The 19,979-nt window shown below is 57.5% G+C and carries 20 protein-coding genes; 15 read left to right on the plus strand and 5 right to left on the minus strand.

Features of this window, described 5'->3' with window-relative positions:
* Positions 1 to 56: 56 nt before the first annotated feature.
* Positions 57 to 269, minus strand: coding sequence for a bacterioferritin-associated ferredoxin (locus AU11_RS00100; RefSeq protein ID WP_043315459.1), 213 nt, complete (start codon positions 267 to 269; stop codon positions 57 to 59).
* Positions 270 to 608: 339 nt separating this feature from the next.
* Here AU11_RS00100 and AU11_RS00105 point away from each other — a divergent pair, with 339 nt between their 5' ends.
* From AU11_RS00105 to AU11_RS00140, 8 genes are all read left to right on the plus strand, one after another.
* The gene (locus AU11_RS00105; RefSeq protein WP_043315460.1) at positions 609 to 1,211 is read left to right on the plus strand and encodes a peroxiredoxin; all 603 of its coding nucleotides are present in this window, start codon (positions 609 to 611) and stop codon (positions 1,209 to 1,211) included.
* A gap of 364 nt (positions 1,212 to 1,575) precedes the next feature.
* Complete coding sequence (locus tag AU11_RS00110) at positions 1,576 to 2,835, plus strand: serine hydrolase (protein WP_231491366.1); 1,260 nt, start codon at positions 1,576 to 1,578, stop codon at positions 2,833 to 2,835.
* A gap of 141 nt (positions 2,836 to 2,976) precedes the next feature.
* Positions 2,977 to 4,893, plus strand: coding sequence for a molecular chaperone HtpG (gene htpG, locus AU11_RS00115; RefSeq protein ID WP_043315461.1), 1,917 nt, complete (start codon positions 2,977 to 2,979; stop codon positions 4,891 to 4,893).
* Between the two features lie 268 nt (positions 4,894 to 5,161).
* On the plus strand, positions 5,162 to 6,211 hold the full coding sequence (locus AU11_RS00120; RefSeq protein ID WP_051686810.1) for an NAD(P)H-dependent glycerol-3-phosphate dehydrogenase: 1,050 nt from the start codon (positions 5,162 to 5,164) through the stop codon (positions 6,209 to 6,211).
* 27 nt (positions 6,212 to 6,238) lie between these two features.
* Positions 6,239 to 6,517, plus strand: a complete 279-nt coding sequence (locus tag AU11_RS00125; protein WP_043315464.1) for a DUF4389 domain-containing protein — start codon at positions 6,239 to 6,241, stop codon at positions 6,515 to 6,517.
* Between the two features lie 165 nt (positions 6,518 to 6,682).
* Positions 6,683 to 7,285 carry a DUF4389 domain-containing protein gene (locus AU11_RS00130; protein WP_043315466.1) on the plus strand — a complete coding sequence of 201 codons (603 nt, stop codon included), beginning with the start codon at positions 6,683 to 6,685 and terminating at the stop codon, positions 7,283 to 7,285.
* Positions 7,286 to 7,330: 45 nt separating this feature from the next.
* Positions 7,331 to 7,789, plus strand: a complete 459-nt coding sequence (gene sixA, locus AU11_RS00135) for a phosphohistidine phosphatase SixA (RefSeq protein WP_043315469.1) — start codon at positions 7,331 to 7,333, stop codon at positions 7,787 to 7,789.
* 117 nt (positions 7,790 to 7,906) lie between these two features.
* Positions 7,907 to 8,797 (plus strand): alpha/beta fold hydrolase, encoded by an 891-nt coding sequence (locus tag AU11_RS00140; protein ID WP_051686811.1) that lies wholly within the window; start codon positions 7,907 to 7,909, stop codon positions 8,795 to 8,797.
* 24 nt (positions 8,798 to 8,821) lie between these two features.
* Here AU11_RS00140 and AU11_RS00145 read toward each other — a convergent pair whose 3' ends face one another.
* Together AU11_RS00145 and folE are read right to left on the minus strand one after the other, a co-directional pair.
* Positions 8,822 to 9,178, minus strand: a complete 357-nt coding sequence (locus AU11_RS00145; protein WP_043315471.1) for a 5-carboxymethyl-2-hydroxymuconate Delta-isomerase — start codon at positions 9,176 to 9,178, stop codon at positions 8,822 to 8,824.
* A gap of 38 nt (positions 9,179 to 9,216) precedes the next feature.
* Positions 9,217 to 9,756 (minus strand): GTP cyclohydrolase I FolE, encoded by a 540-nt coding sequence (gene folE, locus AU11_RS00150; protein WP_043315472.1) that lies wholly within the window; start codon positions 9,754 to 9,756, stop codon positions 9,217 to 9,219.
* Between the two features lie 158 nt (positions 9,757 to 9,914).
* Between folE and prmB the strand changes: the two genes are divergently transcribed.
* Positions 9,915 to 10,847, plus strand: coding sequence for a 50S ribosomal protein L3 N(5)-glutamine methyltransferase (gene prmB, locus AU11_RS00155; protein ID WP_043315474.1), 933 nt, complete (start codon positions 9,915 to 9,917; stop codon positions 10,845 to 10,847).
* A gap of 171 nt (positions 10,848 to 11,018) precedes the next feature.
* Entirely contained in the window at positions 11,019 to 12,119 is a 1,101-nt protein-coding gene (gene aroC / locus AU11_RS00160) for a chorismate synthase (RefSeq protein WP_043315476.1), read from the plus strand.
* A gap of 85 nt (positions 12,120 to 12,204) precedes the next feature.
* Here aroC and AU11_RS00165 read toward each other — a convergent pair whose 3' ends face one another.
* Positions 12,205 to 12,987, minus strand: coding sequence for a TIGR04219 family outer membrane beta-barrel protein (locus AU11_RS00165; RefSeq protein ID WP_043315477.1), 783 nt, complete (start codon positions 12,985 to 12,987; stop codon positions 12,205 to 12,207).
* A 146-nt stretch (positions 12,988 to 13,133) separates the two neighbouring features.
* Positions 13,134 to 14,012: a LysR family transcriptional regulator gene (locus AU11_RS00170; protein ID WP_043315478.1), complete on the minus strand. Its 879-nt coding sequence runs from the start codon at positions 14,010 to 14,012 to the stop codon at positions 13,134 to 13,136.
* A 123-nt stretch (positions 14,013 to 14,135) separates the two neighbouring features.
* On the opposite strand from AU11_RS00170, the gene leuC reads away from it, so the two are divergent.
* The 5 genes from leuC (at position 14,136) to AU11_RS00195 (ending at position 19,970) form a co-directional block, all read left to right on the plus strand.
* Entirely contained in the window at positions 14,136 to 15,602 is a 1,467-nt protein-coding gene (gene leuC / locus AU11_RS00175) for a 3-isopropylmalate dehydratase large subunit (protein WP_043315479.1), read from the plus strand.
* 1 nt (position 15,603) lies between these two features.
* Positions 15,604 to 16,251, plus strand: coding sequence for a 3-isopropylmalate dehydratase small subunit (leuD, locus tag AU11_RS00180; protein ID WP_043315480.1), 648 nt, complete (start codon positions 15,604 to 15,606; stop codon positions 16,249 to 16,251).
* Positions 16,252 to 16,275: 24 nt separating this feature from the next.
* Complete coding sequence (leuB, locus tag AU11_RS00185; RefSeq protein WP_043315482.1) at positions 16,276 to 17,349, plus strand: 3-isopropylmalate dehydrogenase; 1,074 nt, start codon at positions 16,276 to 16,278, stop codon at positions 17,347 to 17,349.
* 93 nt (positions 17,350 to 17,442) lie between these two features.
* Positions 17,443 to 18,558 carry an aspartate-semialdehyde dehydrogenase gene (gene asd, locus AU11_RS00190; RefSeq protein ID WP_043315483.1) on the plus strand — a complete coding sequence of 372 codons (1,116 nt, stop codon included), beginning with the start codon at positions 17,443 to 17,445 and terminating at the stop codon, positions 18,556 to 18,558.
* A 407-nt stretch (positions 18,559 to 18,965) separates the two neighbouring features.
* On the plus strand, positions 18,966 to 19,970 hold the full coding sequence (locus AU11_RS00195; protein ID WP_043315484.1) for an Asd/ArgC dimerization domain-containing protein: 1,005 nt from the start codon (positions 18,966 to 18,968) through the stop codon (positions 19,968 to 19,970).
* Positions 19,971 to 19,979: the final 9 nt, after the last annotated feature.

The following is a 19,979-nucleotide window of genomic DNA, read 5'->3' on the forward strand; positions in this document are numbered from 1 at the left end:
AACAGCGGGGAAGGGAATCGGATGCCGGGGCGGACAGCGAGCCCGCCCGGAGAGTATCAGCCGGCGGAATAAAAGAGGGCACTATTGGTGTTGGTGAGCATACCGGCGGTCATGGTCTCATCGATAATTTCCTGAGTCAGTTCGGCGCAGCGGCCACACTGAGAAGAAACCCCGAGATGACGGCGCAGTGCCTTTACCGAGGTGGAACCATCGTACACAGCCTCTTTGATCTGGCTGTCGGTGATGCCTTTGCAGATACATACATACATCGCGGTAAACCTGGCGCAAATACAGTCTTCTATTCAACGGAGGTTGGATCTTATTGGTAATGAGAATAAGTGTCAATAAGATTTTTCGACCGTTCAGTATGTATTCTAGTTGGTCGTGTTGCAGGCAGTAGTTAGAAATGTGACCAATTAGTCAGGTGGTTTAGGAGTGGCAACCCAGGCGGAGACGGCTGCTATTGGCGTTATATAAAAATTTAATGGGACTGCCATAGGCCCCTGTGTATCATAGCGGCCCCCTATCGATCTTTTGTCTTTTTATAGCTGTTGGTTATAAATTGACCATTTCTACAATCCATTATCTATCTCATTGAGGAGGTTCTCATGGCTGTATTAGTAGGTAAGCCCGCACCGGATTTCACCGCGGCAGCAGTACTGGGTAACGGCGAAATCGTTGACGAGTTCAACCTGGCAGAAACCATCAAGGGCAAGAAGGCTGTAATCTTCTTCTACCCGCTGGACTTCACCTTTGTGTGCCCGTCCGAGCTGATCGCCTTCGACCACCGCTTTGAGGAGTTTCAGAAGCGTGGTGTTGAGGTGATCGGTGTTTCCATCGACTCTCAGTTCTCTCACAACGCCTGGCGTAACACCGCCATCAACGATGGTGGTATCGGTCAAGTGAAATACGCACTGGTTGCCGACGTGAAGCACGAAATCTGTCAGGCCTATGACGTTGAATCTGAAGGTGGCGTAGCTTTCCGCGGTTCCTTCCTGATCGACGAAGAAGGTGTTGTACGTCACCAGGTAGTGAACGATCTGCCGCTGGGCCGTAACGTAGACGAGATGCTGCGTATGGTCGATGCGCTGGCATTCCACCAGGAGCACGGCGAAGTGTGCCCGGCTGGCTGGCAGGAAGGCGACAAAGGCATGAATGCTTCTCCAGAAGGCGTTGCTGCGTACCTGAGCGAGAACTCCGGCAAGCTGTAAGCTGTCCGAGGTGGGGGAGGGCCGATGGCCTTCCCGTGCTCGAAAAACCGCCGCAAGGCGGTTTTTTTGTGCCTGATGAAAGCGCTCCTGCGCTAATAGAGGTGGCCGGAAGGAGTAGAAAGTGCGTTAACATGCGCGCCTGTTCCAGTTTTATTACAATGCACCCGGTCGGGAATACCGTGACCGGGGGTTTCCGGGTAAAGAATTATTGGCCGGGCTGCTAGTCTTATATTCAGACTTCCACACATTAGCTGACACAGTCTGACCCGGCGGGTTGCTTTGCCTGTTCTATTGAGAGGGCACAGCGGATCGGCCACAGGGTGGGCCTCGGTGTATCGCAGTAACGCACACGGTGTAATTCAAGGTGTTTCAGGGCATTTTCCACAGAATCTACAGAGGTCTGCGTGGCGCGTGGTTGCCGTTTTTGGTCGCCTTTGCGCTGACCGGCGCAATGGGGCAAGCGGTTGCCGATACCGGCCGCGGCGACAAATCCGCCAGCGCGCGCACCGGCAACAAGTCCGTTGCGAAAAGTGTGGAAGCTAGCGCCCAGGAGTTTGATCGATACTTCCGCCAACTGCTAAAGCAGCAGGGGATTCCCGGTGCTGCTTATGTGATCGTAGATCGCGACAAGGTGGTGGCCATGGACACCTACGGGGTGCGGATGAAAGGCAAGCACCAGAAGGTGACTACGCACACCGTATTCCGGCTCGCCTCGGTGTCCAAGACATTTGCCTCCAGTATGGCGGCGGTGCTGGAGCACGAACACAAGTTCAACTGGGGCGACAAGGTGGTGCGCTACGTGCCCCAGCTCAGTTTCAAAACCCCGGCGCTCTCCATGCAGCTGCAGGTACAGCACCTGCTTAGTCACTCGTCAGGCCTTACTCCAAACGCCTACGACAACTACCTGGAAGACAATCGGCCCCTGTCCAAGATTCTGCCGAAGTTCGCCTCCATTGACCCCCACTGTGCCCCCGGTAAGTGTTATGGCTACCAGAACGTTCTGTTCAGCCTGATCGAAGACGTCATCCAGAAGGCCACCGGCGTGCCCTACGGTCGCCAGTTGAAAGAGCGTTTCTTCACTCCGTTGAAGATGGAAGATGCGTCGCTCGGCTGGGAAAGCTTTATGGCGGCGAGCAACCGCGCCGCGCCCCATGTGCAGACCGGCAAAGGCTGGCGTCCGGTAAAGGTGGAGAAAGAGTATTACCTGGCGGCACCGGCGGCCGGGGTGAATGCCAGTATCAGTGATATGGCCCAGTGGCTGAAGGCACAGATGGGCTATTACCCGGATGTTCTGTCACACGAGGTCATCAACGATCTCACCACCGAGCGGGTCGAAACCCGCCGCCACCTGCGCCACCGGATCTGGCGTGACTATATCGACCACGCCGGTTACGGACTTGGCTGGCGCCTATATACGGTGGGGGATGATCGTATCGTTTTCCACGGTGGCTGGGTGGCGGGGTTTCGAGCGGCCATTGCCTATTCGGAAAAGCGCAAGGTGGGGATTGTCATTCTCATGAATGCAGAGTCCCGCGTGATCTCTGACCTGACCGGCAATTTTATCGCGGACATCACCGGCAACGGCAAACTGGTGCAGGCCATTGCGGCGGCATCCAAGAAATAGACGGCCCTGTATATACCCTCCTCTCTCTGAACCGGTCGCGCGCTTGAATTGCGCGTGACCGTCCCAATATTGCTTCCCCTGAGTTTGAATTGTCTGCCGATGCGCGGACCGACGTTGTTTTAGATAGGGGAGATACCATTCATGACTGTTGCGGCGCATAAAGAAAGCCACGGTTTCCAGACAGAGGCCAAGCAGTTACTGCACCTGATGATCCACTCGCTGTACTCCAACAAGGAGATCTTCCTGCGCGAGCTGGTATCCAACGCATCCGACGCCGCCGACAAGCTGCGATTCGAAGCGCTCTCCAATTCCGAATTACTGGCAGAAGACCCGGATCTGCGCATCCGCATCGAGTTCGATAAGGACGCCGGTACCCTGACCATTTCCGATAATGGCATTGGCATGAGCCGCGATGAGGTGATCGAGAACCTCGGTACCATCGCCCGCTCCGGTACTGCCAACTTTATGCAGAACCTCACCGGCGACCAGAAGAAGGACGCGCACCTGATCGGCCAGTTCGGTGTGGGCTTCTACTCCGCCTTTATCGTTGCCGACAAGGTCGACGTATTCACCCGTCGCGCCGGCGCCGATGCCAGCCAGGGTGTGCACTGGGAGTGCAGTGGCGAGGCCGAGTACTCCGTAGAAAACGTCGAGTGGCCGCACCGCGGTACCCGCGTGGTACTGCACCTGAAAGACGAAGCCAAAGAATTTGCCGATGACTGGCGCCTGCGCTCCATCATCAAGAAATACTCCGATCACATCGCCATACCAGTGGAGATGCTGAAGCAGGAAGTGCCCTCGGGTGATGACGAGGAGAGCAAGGAAGACAAGGCGCCGGAGTTTGAAGCGGTCAATGCCGCCCAGGCTCTGTGGACCCGCCCGCGCTCCGAGGTGAAAAGTGAGGAGTACAAAGAGTTCTACAAGCATATCTCCCACGACTTTGACGACCCGCTGACCTGGAGCCACAACCGTGTGGAAGGCAAGCTGGACTACACCAGCCTGCTGTATATCCCGGCGCGCGCCCCGTTTGACCTGTATCAGCGCGATGCCGCCCGCGGTCTCAAGCTGTATGTACAGCGCACCTTCATCATGGATGATGCCGAGCAGTTCCTTCCCCTGTACCTTCGCTTCGTCAAAGGTGTGCTGGACTCCAACGATCTGCCGCTGAACGTCTCCCGCGAGATCCTGCAGAAAGACCAGAATACCGATGCCATCAAGAGTGCCCTGACCAAGCGTGTACTGGACATGCTCGACAAGCTGGCGAAGAAAGACGCAGATCAGTACCAGAAATTCTGGGATCTGTTCGGGTCGGTAATGAAAGAAGGCCCGGCGGAAGATTTCTCCAACAAAGAAAAAATCGCCAAGCTGCTGCGTTTCTCCACCACCCACACCGACGACGCCAAGCAGGATCAGTCCCTGGAAGACTACGTTGGCCGTATGAAAGACGGTCAGAAGAATATCTATTACGTGTGCGCAGACAACTTTGCCACAGCCAAGTCTTCCCCGTACCTGGAAGTCTTCCGCAAGAAAGGCATCGAAGTGCTGCTGCTCACTGACCAGGTGGACGAGTGGTTCGTTGGCCATATGCAGGAATTCGACGGCAAGCCGTTCCAGGACGTAGCCAAGGGCGCGCTGGATCTGGGTGAGGCGGAGAACGAAGACGACAAGGCCGAGCGGGAAAAGGCGGAGAAAGAAGCCGGCGCGCTGGTGGAGCGCATCAAGGAGGTGCTGAAAGAGCGCGTGGAAGACGTGCGCGCAACCACCCGCCTGGTGGATTCCCCCGCGTGTCTGGTGGCCAGCGACAACGATATGGGGCTGCAGATGCGCCGTATTCTGGAGCAGGCGGGTCAGTCCCTGCCGGAAGCCAAGCCGGTGTTCGAGGTAAATCCGAGCCACCCGCTGGTGCAGCGTCTGGATCAGGAGCAGGATGAAGATCGCTTTGCGGACCTCACCAATATCCTGATGGACCAGGCCAATCTGGCGGCGGGCAACCAGCTGGCGGATCCGGCGGACTATGTGCGCCGTCTGAACACTTTGCTGCTGGAGCTAAACCGCTAGTACTTGGCAGGGGCTCCTTCGAAAAGCCGGCGAATATTTCGCCGGCTTTTTTGTTGGAGCCGTTCCACCGTAAAAGTCGGCCCACCGCTGACCCGCCCGGAGCAGACTGAGCTATATTGTGCCTGCCGGTTTTTTGCACGAATTGGTCGTGATTAGGCAGCAATTATTGGTGAACTTGGCAAAAATGATCAATTTCCCAGGCGCCCATTGGGTGCCGGCAGCTGGCTCCGTATAATCTCCTGCTGCACAGTAAATACTACAGAGCGTTATGACCCAGCAAGACGTATCCCCAAGCGCCCCGGAATCCACAATGTCCATTGCCGTGCTCGGCGGTGGAAGCTTTGGCACGGCAATCGCCAATATTGTGGCTGGCAACGGTCACGACACCCGTCAGTGGATGCGCGACCCTGAGCGCGCCGCCGCCTGTATGAATGAGCGGGAAAACCGCCACTATCTCCCCGGGGTGGCACTGCACCCGAATCTCAATATCACCGCAGACCTCGAGAAGGCGGTGAGTGGTTGCCAGGTGGTGTTTGTCGCGATTCCCAGTAAATCTTTCCGCGAGGTGGTGCACCGCGCGGCACCGGTGCTGGACCCGGGCACCATGCTGATCTCTCTGACCAAGGGGGTGGAGCATGACAGTTTCCACTTGATGAGCGATATCCTGCGGGAAGAGACCGAGGGTATGCGCGTGGGGGTGCTGAGTGGGCCCAATTTCGCAAAAGAGGTTGTCGCCGGGCACTACACCGCCACGGTGATTGCCAGTGAAGACGATTCCCTGTGCACTACCATCCAGAAGGTGCTGCACTCGGAGACGTTCCGTGTTTATTCCAGTAATGATGTGTTTGGTGTGGAGCTGGCCGGCGCGCTGAAAAATATCTACGCCATCGTCACCGGAATGGCCGTTGCCCTGGGGCGCGGGCAGAACACCACCAGCCTGCTGATTACCCGGGCACTGGCGGAAATGATGCGCTTTGCCGAAGCCATCGGCGCAGACCCGATGACGTTTATCGGCCTTGCCGGGGTGGGTGATCTGATCCTGACCTGTTCTTCCGATCTCAGCCGCAACTACCGGGTGGGCTACTTGGTGGGCAAAGGTAAGAAGCTCGAAGACGCGGTATCCGAAATCGGCCAGGTGGCGGAAGGGGTGAATACGGTTCGCCTGATTAAGGCCAAAGCCGATGAATTGGGCGTCTACATGCCCTTGGTTTCCGCGATACACGCCATATTATTTGAAGGTACCCCGATTCCCACGGTCATTCGCGAGCTGATGTCTGGGGCGCAAACCTTTGATGTGGCCTATTCGGCCAAACCCTGATCAATAATTAACAGCTGTGAGGCTGATATGAATAACGCACAACTGAAGCAGAACCTGACCTCGGCGGACCATTGGACCCGTCTGTTGTTTATGGTGCTGTTTGTCATTCTGCTGGAGGTTGCGGGTGTCGTGATGCTGGCGACTATTGTCTTGCAGTTCCTGTTCGCCATCGTCTCCGGTGGTCCAAACGAGAACCTGCGCCAGATGGGGAACCAGATTGCTTCCTACATCTATCAGACCCTGCAATTCCTGATCTACAACACTGAAGAAAAGCCGTTTCCGTTTTCCGAGTGGCCGGAGTCCTGAGCGCCGCACCGGTGATGGGGGTGCAATGACGTCCCCAAAACCAAATCTGAAACGAAACCGGACTATATTGAGTGTTCCTGAATTTCTGAATAATTGAACCGCGGCCGGCCCAATGGCTGGCCTTTCCCCATTTGTGGTGCCCAACAACGGACTGGTGATCGCCCCATGAGCAATGAAGAACTGAAACAGAATCTGACCTCCACGAACCAATGGCTGCGCCTTGTGTATATGGTGCTGTTTGCGGTGCTGCTGGAAATCGCCGGCTTTGTCATGCTGGCGGTGATTATCGCCCAATTCCTGTTTGCCATTTTTACCGGCGGAGCTAACGACAACCTGCGCCGTCTGGGGGACCAGATTTCCTCCTATATCTATCAGACGCTGCAGTTCCTGATTTACAACACCGAAGAAAAGCCGTTTCCGTTTTCCGAATGGCCGGAGTCCGAAGAGGAAGACCTGTCCAGTTACGAAAGTGCGGAAGAAGTGGACGGAGAGGTGATTGACGACGTCGACGCGCTTGAGACAGACCTCGACGAAGTCGAAGCGGAAATTGACGAGGTAATGGGTGAGGGCGTCGATGATGACGTAAAGCCTGAAGCCTCCACTAAGGCGGCTACCGCTGAAAAATCGGAGAAACCTGCCAAGCCCAAGAAGTCTGCAAAAGCCGGCAAGGCCGATGACGAGGAAGAAACCGTCATCGAGCTCGGGGCGGACTCTGCGGAAACCACGGAAGCAGATAGTGGCGACAAAGCTTCCGAAGAGAAAAAGTAATCTCTGCAACCCGACTCTGGCGGTCACTTGAAACGGGAGAGCCCTGTGCTGTTGTTTGTAATGCGTCATGGCCATGCCGAACCGTTCCGTAAAAGCGATGAGACCCGCGCACTGACCGAGGAGGGGCGTGCGGAAGTGGCGTCGGTCTGCAAGCAACGTGCCTCGGAGCTGGCGCAGGTGAAGACCATCTGGGCCAGCCCCTTTGTGCGGACCCGCCAAACCGCCAAAATCGTTGCAGAGACATTTGATCTGCCGGTGGAGGTGCAGGAGTTTCTCACCAGTGACACACCGGTGGAGCTGGTGTTGGAGGCGCTGGTCTCGGCGGATGAAAAGGTTTTCCCGCTACTGCTGGTCAGTCATCAGCCACTGGTAGGCAACCTGGTGAACGGGCTCTGCGGTAGTGGTGATGAGCATCCAATGGCGACCTCGAGCCTGGCCTGCCTTTCCAGTGAGATATGGGCGCGGGATTGCGCTGAGCTCGAGTGGTTGCAGCATAAACCTTGAGCGGGCCGGCGCTGGCCCGTGTACCTGATCGGTCAAAGCCGCTGAATTCTGTTGCCATTGTGGCGCTGCCGTAGTGCTGTCAGTATGTGTGTTTCGGCAGCGGTACAGTTACTATCCATGCGTCATTCCTCTCCTGCACTCAATGCCCCCCGCGAGATTACCCTGGACGTACAGGGCAATGTGATTGCCGCCCGGCAGTGGGGGAGCCCCGCGGGTATTCCAGTACTCGCACTGCACGGCTGGCTGGATAACTGTGCCAGTTTCGACAAAATGGCGCCTTTCCTGGCTGAACTCAACCTGATTGCCGTGGATCTCGCCGGTCACGGTCAGAGTTATCATCGCCACCGGGACGCGAATTACACCCTCTGGACGGAAATCGAAGACGTATTGGCTATTGCCGATGCGCTAGGCTGGGCGCAATTTTCCGTACTGGCACACTCGCGCGGGGCGGTTATCGGCACGATTGCCGCAGCTACCTTTCCCGAAAGGGTATTGCGTCTGGCGCTGATCGACGGCCTGGTTCCGCCACCGACCACCGACGCGGAGGCGCCGGAAACTCTGCGCAAGGGGATCGAACAGCGCGCGCGCTACCGCGATCGCAGGAGCCGGGTATTTGAATCTCTTGAGATTGCTGTGACCGCGCGCAAAAACGGCCTGTTCAAATTGAGCGACGAGGCTGCCCGTGCGCTGGTGCAGCGGGGTGTGCGCCCCTGTGAGGGGGGGTATACCTGGAGCAATGACCCACAACTGATGGCAAGCTCCCTGGCAAAAATGAATGAACCGCAGGTGCGCGCGTTCTTGGCGCGGGCCACAATGCCAATTCGGCTGGCGCTGGGCACAGAAGGGATTCAGGGGATGATCGAGCGTATCCGGCCCCTGGCAGAGCAGGTGCCGAATATCGAGTTGAAAGAGTTTTGCGGTGGCCACCATCTGCATATGGAGGATCGCGCGGAAGAGATTGCGAAATGGTTTTTACCATTTCTTGCTGCTGGGCAAGCGCAGGCCTAAACCCTTTGCGGGTGAACCGGAATGCTAAAAGGGAATACGTTTGGCGTAGCTGGCCTTGTGCATATCCCGCACTTCCACAGAAATTTCTGGCACTTCCGGCGCGGCCTCGCATAGGTAGTTGAAAATGGCCGCACTCAGTGCTTCTTTCTGTTCTGTAGTGCGCCCTTCAAGAATGCGCACTTCCGCGTGAATAAACAGATTGCTGGAGCCTTCGTGGCTCTTGCCGAGTACAAAATCCCGATAGGGCAGGGCGCGGGTTTTGATCGCGCTGGCATTGAACAGCCCGGTTTCGCTCATCGCCTGCTGGCCATTACTGACCAGTGCAGGAATGGAAATGCTGTCTTCCAGTTTTTGCGAATATTCGATCACCAGATGGGGCATTACCGGACTCTCCTCTGATCAGTAAGGGGCGGAACGCGTTAGCGAATCAGCGACAGAAACTCGTTGCGAGTGGCCTGCTGGCTGCGGAAAGAGCCCAGCATTGCAGAGGTTTTCATCACCGAGTTCTGCTTTTCGACGCCGCGCATCATCATGCACATATGCTTGGCTTCGATAATCACACCCACCCCTGCAGCACCGGTTACCTGCTGGATGGTCTGCGCTACCTGCACGGTTAACTGTTCCTGTATCTGCAAGCGGCGTGCAAACATGTCTACAATGCGCGCCACCTTGGACAGGCCCAGGACCTTGCCGTCGGGAATGTAGGCAACGTGCGCCTTGCCAATAAACGGCAGCATATGATGTTCGCACATGGAGTAGAGCTCGATATCTTTCACCAGCACCATTTCACTGCAGTCGGACGGGAAGAGGGCGTCATTGACGATCTCTTCCACGGTCTGATGGTAGCCCCGGGTCAGGTACTGCATGGCCTTGGCCGCGCGCTGTGGGGTGTCTTTCAGTCCCGGGCGCTCCAGGTCTTCACCAATGGCTTCGATAATGTGTGCGTAGTGTTCTTTCATCAGTATGCTTCCAACGTCTCGCCCGCGGGGTTGTTCTGCCATCAATACGCAAATGAACGGGCGTTCGATCACCGGTGTATCGGCGGGTATCAGAGGGTGCGCTACCCTAAGCCTTTGTCACACGGTAGTAAAGCGCCAAACATTGAGGAATATCGCCAATGATAGAGAATCGGGAGTCCAATCTGCACGAATTGTGTACCGTGCTGGACTATATCCGCTGGGGCGCCAGTCGCTTTAATGCGGCGCAGCTGTGGTTTGGCCACGGTACAGACAACGCGTGGGATGAAGCTGTCCTACTGGTCACCCACACATTGCACCTGCCGGTGAATAGCAAGCCGGAGATTCTCTCCGCGCGCCTTACCATGGCGGAGCGCGCCGAGGTGATGGAGGTGCTGGAAAAGCGGGTTAATGAACGCTTACCTGCCCCTTATCTCACCAGGGAGGCCTGGTTCTGCGATCTGCCGTTTTACGTGGACGAGCGGGTGCTGGTACCCAGATCCCCCATTGCTGAGCTGATTCGCAATCGATTCGAGCCGTGGCTACAGCAGGAGCCCCTCGCGATCCTTGATCTCTGCTGTGGCAGCGGCTGTATCGGTATTGCCTGCGCGGACGCGTTTCCGGAGGCGCGGGTGGATCTCAGCGATATTTCCGCCGACGCGATTGAAGTGGCCCAGATCAACATCAATCGGCACCATCTGAATGACGAGGTGCGTGCGGTGCAGTCGGACCTGTTCGCTGGCCTCAAGGGCTGCAGTTACGACCTGATTGTAAGCAACCCCCCATACGTGGACGCCCGTGATCTGGCAGAGATGCCACAGGAGTATCATGCGGAGCCGGGGCTGGCACTGGGCTCTGGTGATGACGGCCTGGATTTCACCCGGCGCCTGTTATTGCAAGCGCCGGACTACCTGCAGTCGGAAGGTATTCTGGTATGCGAAGTGGGTAACAGCTGGGTCGCGTTGGAAGAAGCCTATCCGCGCGTACCGTTTTTCTGGCCCGAGCTGGAAGATGGTGGGCATGGTGTTTTTGTACTGACCCGAGAAGAGCTGCTGGCCTGCCGGTCCATGTTTGAAACTGGAGCGCGGAGCTAACCTCCAGCGGCGGATGCGCCGTCGGCTTATCCGCCCTACGGAATCTGCCAACCCTGTAGGGTGGATAAGCGCAGCGCATCCACCATCGCGGGCAAGCGCGCCATCGGCCAAGGTTTCCTCTATAATGCACGCCTTTCATCGAATAATTCACTGGGGTAGGGAAAACCGGGTATGTCGGGCAATACATTTGGCAAGTTGTTCTGTGTCACCACCTTTGGCGAAAGCCACGGCCCTGCGTTGGGTTGTATTGTGGACGGCTGCCCCCCGGGACTGGAAATTTCCGCGGAAGAAATCCAGCTGGAGCTGGACCGCCGCAAGCCCGGTACCTCCCGCTACACGACCCAGCGCCGCGAAGCGGACGAAGTAAAGATTCTTTCGGGGGTATTCGAGGGTAAAACCACCGGGACCCCCATCGGCCTGCTGATCGAAAACACCGATCAGCGCTCCAAAGACTACGCCAACATCGCCGAGCAGATCCGCCCGGCGCACGCCGATTACACCTACTGGGCCAAGTACGGTCTGCGGGATTACCGCGGCGGTGGCCGTTCTTCCGCGCGGGAAACCGCCATGCGCGTCGCCGCCGGCGCGATTGCCAAAAAGTGGCTCAAGCAGCAGTTTGGTATTGAGGTGCGTGGTTACCTGTCCCAGTTGGGCCCGATCAAAATCGACAAGCTGGACTGGTCCCAGGTCAGCGAGAATCCCTTCTTTTGCCCCGATGCCGACAAGGTGTCGGCAATGGAGGAGTACATGCAGGCGCTGATCAAGGAGGGCAACTCCATTGGTGCGCGCATTTCCGTGCATGCGAGTGGTGTGCCAGCGGGCCTTGGCGAACCGATTTTCGATCGTCTGGACGCGGATCTGGCCCATGCGCTAATGAGCATCAATGCGGTTAAAGGTGTGGAGATCGGAGCCGGGTTTGCCTCTGTTGAGCAGAAGGGTACCGAGCACCGCGACGAAATTACCGAGCAAGGCTTTCAGTCCAATAATGCGGGCGGTGTGCTCGGTGGTATTTCCAGCGGCCAGGAGCTGATTGCGCATATTGCCCTGAAGCCCACATCCAGTCTGCGTATCCCGGGCAAAAGCCTCGACACCAACGGTCACCCGATCGAAGTGGTGACCAAGGGACGTCACGATCCTTGCGTTGGCATTCGCGCGACACCCATTGCAGAAGCGATGATGGCGCTGGTGTTGATTGACCATATCATGCGTCAGCGGGCGCAGAATGGGGATGTGGAGTTTGGCCTGAAAATCCCGGCGGGTGAGCCGGCCTGAGAATTGGTCGGGCTCGAACAATAAAAAAGGCGGAGCGTCTGAAACGCTCCGCCTTTTTTTGTACCTGATCTGTCGGTAATCGAAATTACAGGTGCAGGTTTAGCCCCAGGTAGGGTCCCTTGATTTCCAGATCGCTTTGCAGTGCATCCAGCTCTTTGACATCCAGGGTCATGGAGCGGTAACCGGCTTCGATGGCGAAATCCAGCGCCGGTACGAAGTCCCAGCGGATCTTGGCGGTCAGATCGGTGTGGCGATCACCGTTGTAGCTGGTGCCGTTGCCCTGGGCAATAATGGACCAGCCGGTAAAGGGCAGGTCGAAGCGGGCTACGCCGTATACCATGGGAAGAACCCCTGAGAGCTCGATCGTTTCCGATTGCTCAACCGACGGGCAGGGGCCGGATTCCGGGATGCAGACCAATCCGATCACGCCGTCGCCCTGGAACTCGCCGTCGTACATACGGGCGGTGAGACCGAGATCCAGGTTAACCCAGTTATCGAGGATCTCGTAATACAGGGTGGCATCGGTATGGCTCAGGGACATATTCGCGCTGAGCTCTGAGCCCGCAACAAAGGTTTCGTCGCCGAAGGTTACGTTCTCATCGAGGGTGGTCGCGCCATTGGTCTCGATCTTGCTGTGAGCCACCAGAATATTCGGGATCAGGGGGATCGGGTGTTCCAGAGCCGCCTGAATAAAGGTCACATTGTCTTCGGCGAGGGCAAACTCATCCACGTTGAAATCGTCGACGCCGATGGTGCCGCTGTAGGCGGGTTTCCACGCACCCAGTGTCGCGTCAAAGCCGAGGATGGTATCTGCGCTGGCAGAAGCGGAGGCCAGCGCTGCGCAGATGGCCAAGGTTATTTTTTTCATTTGGAGTCTCTCCCGTTGAATTCTGAGGCGGATTCTACAGCGTTTTGATGAAGTTTCCCTGAACCGCATTCCACTCCGCGATATTTCGGCACGATTTTGTGTGCTATTTGGTGTTCAGATAGAACCCACTGAGCCTGTCCGGTCGATCAAAGGCCCCGTGCCTCTTTAAAAAGCAGCTGTTGCAGGGCGTTGGCCGCATTGCTGAGCGTCCGGTTGCGGTGATAGATGATGCCCAGATTGCGCACGATACTCAGCTGCGGCATGGGCAGCTCCGCGAGGCTATCGTCGATCAGGGTTTTTGGCAGCACACTCCAGCCCAGGCCGACGCCGGCCATCATCTTGATGGTTTCCAGAAAGTTGGTCGCCAGTTTTGCGGTCAGCTTGAGTCCGTGGGCGTCGAATTCGCGTTTGATCAGTCGCCCGGTGTAGGTGTTCATATCCGGCAGGATCGCCGGGTATCGGGCCAGTGCCGGCAAGTCCAGTTCCGGCATCTGCGCCAGGGGGTGATCCGGCGCCGCCACCACCACACAGGGGTCCGGCCAGATAATCTGGGCATTGAGGTTGGGGTAGTCCTTCAGTGCCAGGGTGACCACGGCAAGCTCGTATTCACCGGCCATCAGTGCCTCGTAGGCCTGCTCGGAATCCAAAAAATCAATATCCAGGGAAACATCGGGGTACAGATTGCTGAACTCACGCAAAACCGGTGGCAGATGGTGCAGTCCCACATGGTGACTGGTGGCAATGCGCAGGCTGCCGCCGATGGTTTCGCCCAGGCTGCGCAGCTCGTGCTCGGCATCGCTCACCTCATTCAATATGTGGCGGGCGCGGGGCAGCAGGGCGCGGCCGGCGTTGGTGAGCTGGAGTTTTCGGCCAATGCGGTCAAACAGCGGTGCACCCAGCTGTGCCTCAAGTGACGCCAGGCGTTTGCTCACCGCGGGCTGGGTCAGGTGCAGTTGTTCGGCGGCTTCTGAGACGGAATTTTGCTCGGCGATCGCGAGGAAGGCCCTAAGCCATTGGATTTCCATGGTGATTCTCGGTGGTTGCCCTTGAGTATTCCAAAAGCGAATGCGCCATATAATAAATATAAATTGATGTTATTCAATGCCCCCCCTAGACTTCGCCATGTTATCCATAGAGGAGATGGGGCTATGGGCCATCCTGAAAACAAAAAGCAGACGTTGTACGACAAGCTCTGGGAAGACCATTTGGTCAAAAGCCGCGACGACGGCACCGCACTGATCTACATCGATCGTCACCTGATTCACGAAGTCACCTCTCCTCAGGCCTTTGAAGGTCTACGTCTGGCCGGACGCAAGCCGTGGCGCACGGATTCCGTGGTGGCCACGCCGGATCACAATGTGCCGTCTGACGCAGCAGAGCGCGCCGGGGGTATTGCCGGGATCCAGGACGAGGTGTCCCGTATTCAGGTACAGACCCTGGATGAGAACTGTAAAGACTTCGGTATTGTCGAGTTCGGCATCAACGATCCGGGTCAGGGTATCGTGCATGTGATCGGGCCGGAAACCGGCGCGACCCTGCCGGGTATGACCGTGGTGTGCGGTGACTCCCACACGTCCACCCACGGCGCACTGGGCGCACTGGCCCACGGTATTGGCACCTCTGAGGTGGAGCACGTGATGGCCACCCAGTGTCTGATTCAGAAAAAGATGAAGAACATGCTGGTGCGTGTGGACGGTGAACTCGGCCCGGGTGTGACCGCAAAAGACGTGGTGCTGGCCATCATCGGCAAAATCGGAACCGCCGGTGGTACCGGCTATGCCATTGAGTTTGGTGGTTCCGCGATCCGCTCCATGTCCATGGAGGGGCGCATGACCATCTGCAATATGGCGATCGAGGCCGGTGCCCGCGCGGGTATGGTGGCGGTGGACGACATCACCCTGGAATACGTCAAGGGGAAACCCTACGCGCCCAAGGGCGAGCAGTGGGACAAGGCGGTGGAAAACTGGAGCCGCCTGCACTCCGACGACGGCGCGCACTTCGATGAAATCGTCGAGCTGAAGGCGGAAGAAATCGAGCCGCAAGTAAGTTGGGGAACCTCACCGGAAATGGTGGTACCGGTCAGCGCGGTAGTACCGAGCCCGGCGGATGAAAGCGATGCCACCAAAAAGGCTGGTATCGAGCGTGCGCTGGAGTATATGGGGTTGACCGCCGGGCAGAAAATTACCGATATCAACCTCGACCGGGTATTTATCGGCTCCTGCACCAACTCCCGCATCGAAGACTTGCGCGCGGCCGCCGCAGTAGCAAAGGGTCACAAGAAAGCCGACAGCGTGAAGCAGGTGCTGGTGGTTCCGGGTTCCCAATCTGTGAAAGCGCAGGCGGAAAAAGAAGGTCTGGACAAGGTGTTTATCGAAGCGGGCTTCGAGTGGCGCGAGCCCTCCTGCTCCATGTGTCTGGCGATGAACGCGGACAAGCTGGGTGCCGGTGAACACTGTGCGTCGACGTCCAACCGCAACTTTGAAGGTCGCCAGGGCTACGGTGGTCGCACCCATCTGGTGAGCCCGAGCATGGCGGCAGCGGCGGCGATTGCCGGCCACTTCGTTGACGTGCGTGAAATGCAGAAGAGGACAGCCGTGAGCGGAGGGGAAAAATAGTATGAAGGCATTTACCAAGCATAAAGGTGTGGCGGCGCCCATGGATCGCGCCAATGTGGATACGGATCTGATTATTCCCAAGCAGTTCCTGAAATCCATCAAGCGCTCCGGCTTTGGCCCGAACCTGTTTGACGAGCTGCGCTATCTGGACGAAGGGCAGCCTGGGCAGGATCACAGCAAGCGCCCGGTGAATCCGGATTTTCCGCTGAACCACCCGCGTTATCAAGGTGCTTCCGTGTTGCTGGCGCGCAAGAATTTCGGTTGTGGCTCCAGCCGTGAGCACGCGCCCTGGGCGCTGGATGACCATGGCTTCCGCGCGATTATTGCGCCGAGCTTTGCGGATATTTTCTTTAACAACTGTTTCAAGAACGGTCTTTTGCCAATCGTTCTGGAAGAAGAAATTGTCGAGCAGTTGTTCCAGGAAATGTATGCGGACGAGGGGTATGAGCTGGAAATTGACCTCGAAGCCCAGGTGGTGATCAAGCCCAATGGCGAGACCCACGGGTTTGAAGTAGACGAGTTCCGCAAGCACTGTCTGCTGAACGGTCTCGACGATATCGGCCTGACCCTCGAAGATGCGGACGATATCCGCGCTTACGAAGCCAAGCGCCGCGAGCAGGCGCCGTGGCTGTTTGATGCGGTCAAGTAAAAAGAAAGAATAACTGGAAGAACGATGAGCAAAAAAATCATGATCCTACCGGGCGACGGAATCGGCCCGGAAATTATCGAGCAGGCAGTTGCGGTATTGAAAACCGCCGATAAAAAGTTCGGCCTGAACCTGGAATTCACCGAAGGCCTGATCGGCGGTGCTTCCATCGATGCCCACGGCGAACCGCTCACCGATGCGGAACTGAAAAACGCCGGCGACTGCGACGCGGTACTGCTGGGCGCCGTAGGCGGCCCCCAGTGGGATACATTGGACCGCGCGATTCGCCCGGAAAAAGGCCTGCTGAAAATTCGCAGCGGCCTGGGCCTGTACGCCAACCTGCGCCCGGCGATACTGTATCCGCAGCTGGCCGATGCCTCTTCCCTGAAACCGGAAGTGGTTTCCGGCCTGGATATTCTGATCGTGCGCGAGCTGACTGGCGGTATTTATTTTGGCGAGCCCCGCGGTATCAAGACATTGGAAAACGGTGAGAAGCAGGGTTTCAACACCTATGTTTACACCGAATCCGAAATCGAGCGTATCGGTCGCACCGCATTCGAAGCTGCACAGAAGCGCGGTGGCAAGCTGTGCTCCGTGGACAAGGCCAACGTACTCGAAGTGACCGTGCTGTGGCGCGAAGTGCTGGACCGCCTGGCTCCGGAATACCCGGATGTGGAGCTGTCGCACATGTATGTGGATAACGCGGCCATGCAGCTGGTGCGTGCGCCCAAGCAGTTCGACGTGATGGTAACCGGCAATATGTTCGGTGACATCCTGTCCGACGCCGCCGCCATGCTTACCGGCTCCATCGGTATGCTGCCGTCTGCGTCCATGAACGAAACCGGCTTCGGTCTGTACGAGCCGTGTCACGGCAGTGCGCCGGATATTGCAGGGCAGGGCATCGCCAACCCACTGGCCACCATTCTTTCCGCCGCGATGATGCTGCGCTACTCCCTGGATATGGGTGAAGCAGCCGATGCGATCGAGGCGGCGGTGAGCAAGGTTCTGGATCAGGGACTGCGCACCGCGGATATTTACACGGATGGCTGTAAAAAAATCTCCACCGCGGAAATGGGCGCAGCAGTGGTGGCCGCTTTCTAGTAGACACGCCTCCCATTCAGTGTCATCCCGGTCTTTTTATGCGGCGCAGCCGCTCCGGGATCCAGAAACAAACCAATTCAACAGGGTAAAGAAATGAACAAGGTAGGATTCGTAGGCTGGCGCGGTATGGTCGGCTCCGTTTTGATGGGCCGCATGCTGGAAGAAAACGACTTCGCACATATCGCCGAGCCGGTATTTTTCTCCACATCCAATGCCGGTGGCAAAGCCCCGGAAGTTGGCAAAGAAGTCGCGCCCCTCAAAGACGCCTACGACCTGGACGCGCTGGCCGAGCTGGACGCCATCGTCAGCTGTCAGGGCGGCGACTACACCAAAGAAGTATTCGGCAAGCTGCGCGAGCAGGGCTGGAACGGCTACTGGATCGACGCGGCTTCCAGTCTGCGTATGAAAGACGACGCCATCATCGTACTGGACCCGGTCAACCGCGACGTGATCGATAAAGGTATCGAGTCCGGTGTGAAAAATTATATCGGCGGTAACTGCACCGTGAGCCTGATGCTGATGGGCCTGGGCGGCCTGTTCAAGGAAGGTCTGGTGGAGTGGGTTACTGCCCAGACTTATCAAGCAGCCAGTGGTGCCGGTGCCAAGAATATGCGCGAGCTGATCTCCCAGATGGGCAGCATCCGCGACGGCGTTGCCGAAGAGCTGGCCGATCCGTCCAGCGCGATCCTCGAGATCGACCGCAAGGTGGCCGAGAACATGCGCAGCGGCGATTTCCCCACCAGCGAGTTCGGGGCGCCGCTGGCCGGCAGCCTGCTGCCGTGGATCGACACCCAGCTGGAAACCGGCCAGAGCCGCGAAGAGTGGAAAGCTCAGGTGGAAGCCAACAAGATCCTGGCCACCGACAGCACCGTGCCCGTGGACGGTACCTGCGTGCGTATCGGTGCCATGCGCTGCCACAGCCAGGCGTTCACCGTGAAGCTGAAGAAAGATCTGCCGCTGGCAGAGATCGAGAAAATCATCGGCTCCGCCAACGACTGGGTGAAAGTGGTACCCAACGACCGCGAAGTGACCCTGAAAGAGCTGACCCCGACTGCGGTTACCGGCAAACTGGACATCCCGGTTGGCCGTCTGCGCAAGCTCAGCATGGGTGGTGAATACCTGAATGCTTTCACCGTTGGTGATCAGCTGTTGTGGGGCGCTGCCGAACCGCTGCGTCGTGTACTGCTGATTCTTCTCGGCAAGTTATAAGTAGTATTCCCCGCCCTCGTGGCGGTGCTGCTGCCGGGTGCAGCCTTGGGAGACACGCCGTGAACGCTCCCATCTGACCGCCATGGATGGCGGAAATGCAGATTTTGCAGGAGCAAAAATCTGCCCTGGGGGCTCTTCCGCGAGGTCCCTCTCGCGGACAAAGCGTTAGCTTTGGACGCCCCTAGGCGCCCGAAGGGTGAGGGGCTCGGCCCGAATCAACGTCTCCCAAGGCTGCACCCGGCATCAGCACCTTCACATCGACCACATCTTTTACTTAAAAGGCCGCCTGTTTCGCTGGTGCCGCTTCCCCCCTGACTCTCCACGAGTATAATCCCCCGCAATTTTAGGCTGCTGCTTTAGTGGTCGACCTGGCTGAAAAGCATTCGAAAATACACGTGAGTACAAATATGACCGAATCCACCCGGGAACTGGTGATCGTTGGTGTTGGCAGTGCGCCTTTTGATGCGCTGCTGGAGATCCTGGAAGAGCGCAAGACCGTGACCCCGGGCCAGCTCAAGCTGGTGATTGATGATGAAGCCGAGGTCGATCCGCAGGTGTTCGCCAATCGCAGTGTGCCGGTTACTCCGCTGAAAGAGTTTGCCTTTACCCCGGAGCAGGTCGTGCTGCTGCTTACCGCTGGTGATACCGCGACTGCCGTGCTCGCACAGGCCGAACAGGCCGGCGCCTGGGTGGTGGATGCAGCGGGCATTACCCGCGGCGACGAAAGTGTGGCGTTGATCCATCCGCTGCTGAACAGTGCGGAACTCAATCAGCGGGATGAGAGTGATCGCAAAGTGATCGCCGTGCCGGGTGCGGGTGCCGCGATGCTGGCGGAGGCGCTGTTTCCGCTGAAATCGCAATTGCAAGCCGTTGAAGTTGTACTGAACCAGCCGGTGTCCGCGCTGGGCAAAAGCAGCGTGGATGCCGCGGCGGCACAGACCGCGCGCCTATTTAACGGCCAGGAGCCGGATGTGGACGAGACAACCGGTCAGCGCCTCGCGTTCAATCATCTGAGCTCTGCCGAGGCTCTGCTCGAAAGTGGTCATAATTTCAGTGAATTGGCGCTGGTACTGGAGCTGCGTCGTCTGCTGGGTGACGAGGTGGCGCTGGATGCGAGTATCAATACCGCCTCTGTGTTTCACGGTCAGCTGGCGAATGTCAGTGTGCAGTTGAAAGACCAGCAGGCGCTAGAAACTGTGCGTGGTTTGCTGACCAATGGTGCGCGGCTGGAAATGCGCGAGCGCCCGTCGGCTCAGGATGCCGTCGGCAGTGAGAATACGCTAGTGGGGCGCCTGCGCACCGGGTTGATCAATCCGCGCCAGGTTGTTTTTTGTGCGGCATCCGACAATTTGCGTAAAGACGTCGCAATTAACTGTGTACAGATTGTCCACTTGTTGCTAAAAATCCATTGATATTTAATA

The organism is Microbulbifer sp. HZ11 (assembly GCF_000708675.1).
Lineage (GTDB): Bacteria > Pseudomonadota > Gammaproteobacteria > Pseudomonadales > Cellvibrionaceae > Microbulbifer.

Bases quoted from the DNA above. Each gene is read 5' to 3' on its own strand.
- aroC (WP_043315476.1), top strand. From the start codon at position 11,019: ATGTCGGGCAATACATTTGGCAAGTTGTTCTGTGTCACCACCTTTGGC.
- AU11_RS00120 (WP_051686810.1), top strand. From the start codon at position 5,162: ATGACCCAGCAAGACGTATCCCCAAGCGCCCCGGAATCCACAATGTCC.
- AU11_RS00105 (WP_043315460.1), top strand. From the start codon at position 609: ATGGCTGTATTAGTAGGTAAGCCCGCACCGGATTTCACCGCGGCAGCA.
- AU11_RS00195 (WP_043315484.1), top strand. From the start codon at position 18,966: ATGACCGAATCCACCCGGGAACTGGTGATCGTTGGTGTTGGCAGTGCG.
- folE (WP_043315472.1), bottom strand. From the start codon at position 9,756: ATGAAAGAACACTACGCACACATTATCGAAGCCATTGGTGAAGACCTG.
- AU11_RS00100 (WP_043315459.1), bottom strand. From the start codon at position 269: ATGTATGTATGTATCTGCAAAGGCATCACCGACAGCCAGATCAAAGAG.
- AU11_RS00145 (WP_043315471.1), bottom strand. From the start codon at position 9,178: ATGCCCCATCTGGTGATCGAATATTCGCAAAAACTGGAAGACAGCATT.
- AU11_RS00130 (WP_043315466.1), top strand. From the start codon at position 6,683: ATGAGCAATGAAGAACTGAAACAGAATCTGACCTCCACGAACCAATGG.
- prmB (WP_043315474.1), top strand. From the start codon at position 9,915: ATGATAGAGAATCGGGAGTCCAATCTGCACGAATTGTGTACCGTGCTG.
- AU11_RS00125 (WP_043315464.1), top strand. From the start codon at position 6,239: ATGAATAACGCACAACTGAAGCAGAACCTGACCTCGGCGGACCATTGG.
- htpG (WP_043315461.1), top strand. From the start codon at position 2,977: ATGACTGTTGCGGCGCATAAAGAAAGCCACGGTTTCCAGACAGAGGCC.
- asd (WP_043315483.1), top strand. From the start codon at position 17,443: ATGAACAAGGTAGGATTCGTAGGCTGGCGCGGTATGGTCGGCTCCGTT.
- AU11_RS00165 (WP_043315477.1), bottom strand. From the start codon at position 12,987: ATGAAAAAAATAACCTTGGCCATCTGCGCAGCGCTGGCCTCCGCTTCT.
- leuC (WP_043315479.1), top strand. From the start codon at position 14,136: ATGGGCCATCCTGAAAACAAAAAGCAGACGTTGTACGACAAGCTCTGG.
- AU11_RS00170 (WP_043315478.1), bottom strand. From the start codon at position 14,012: ATGGAAATCCAATGGCTTAGGGCCTTCCTCGCGATCGCCGAGCAAAAT.
- leuD (WP_043315480.1), top strand. From the start codon at position 15,604: ATGAAGGCATTTACCAAGCATAAAGGTGTGGCGGCGCCCATGGATCGC.
- leuB (WP_043315482.1), top strand. From the start codon at position 16,276: ATGAGCAAAAAAATCATGATCCTACCGGGCGACGGAATCGGCCCGGAA.
- AU11_RS00140 (WP_051686811.1), top strand. From the start codon at position 7,907: ATGCGTCATTCCTCTCCTGCACTCAATGCCCCCCGCGAGATTACCCTG.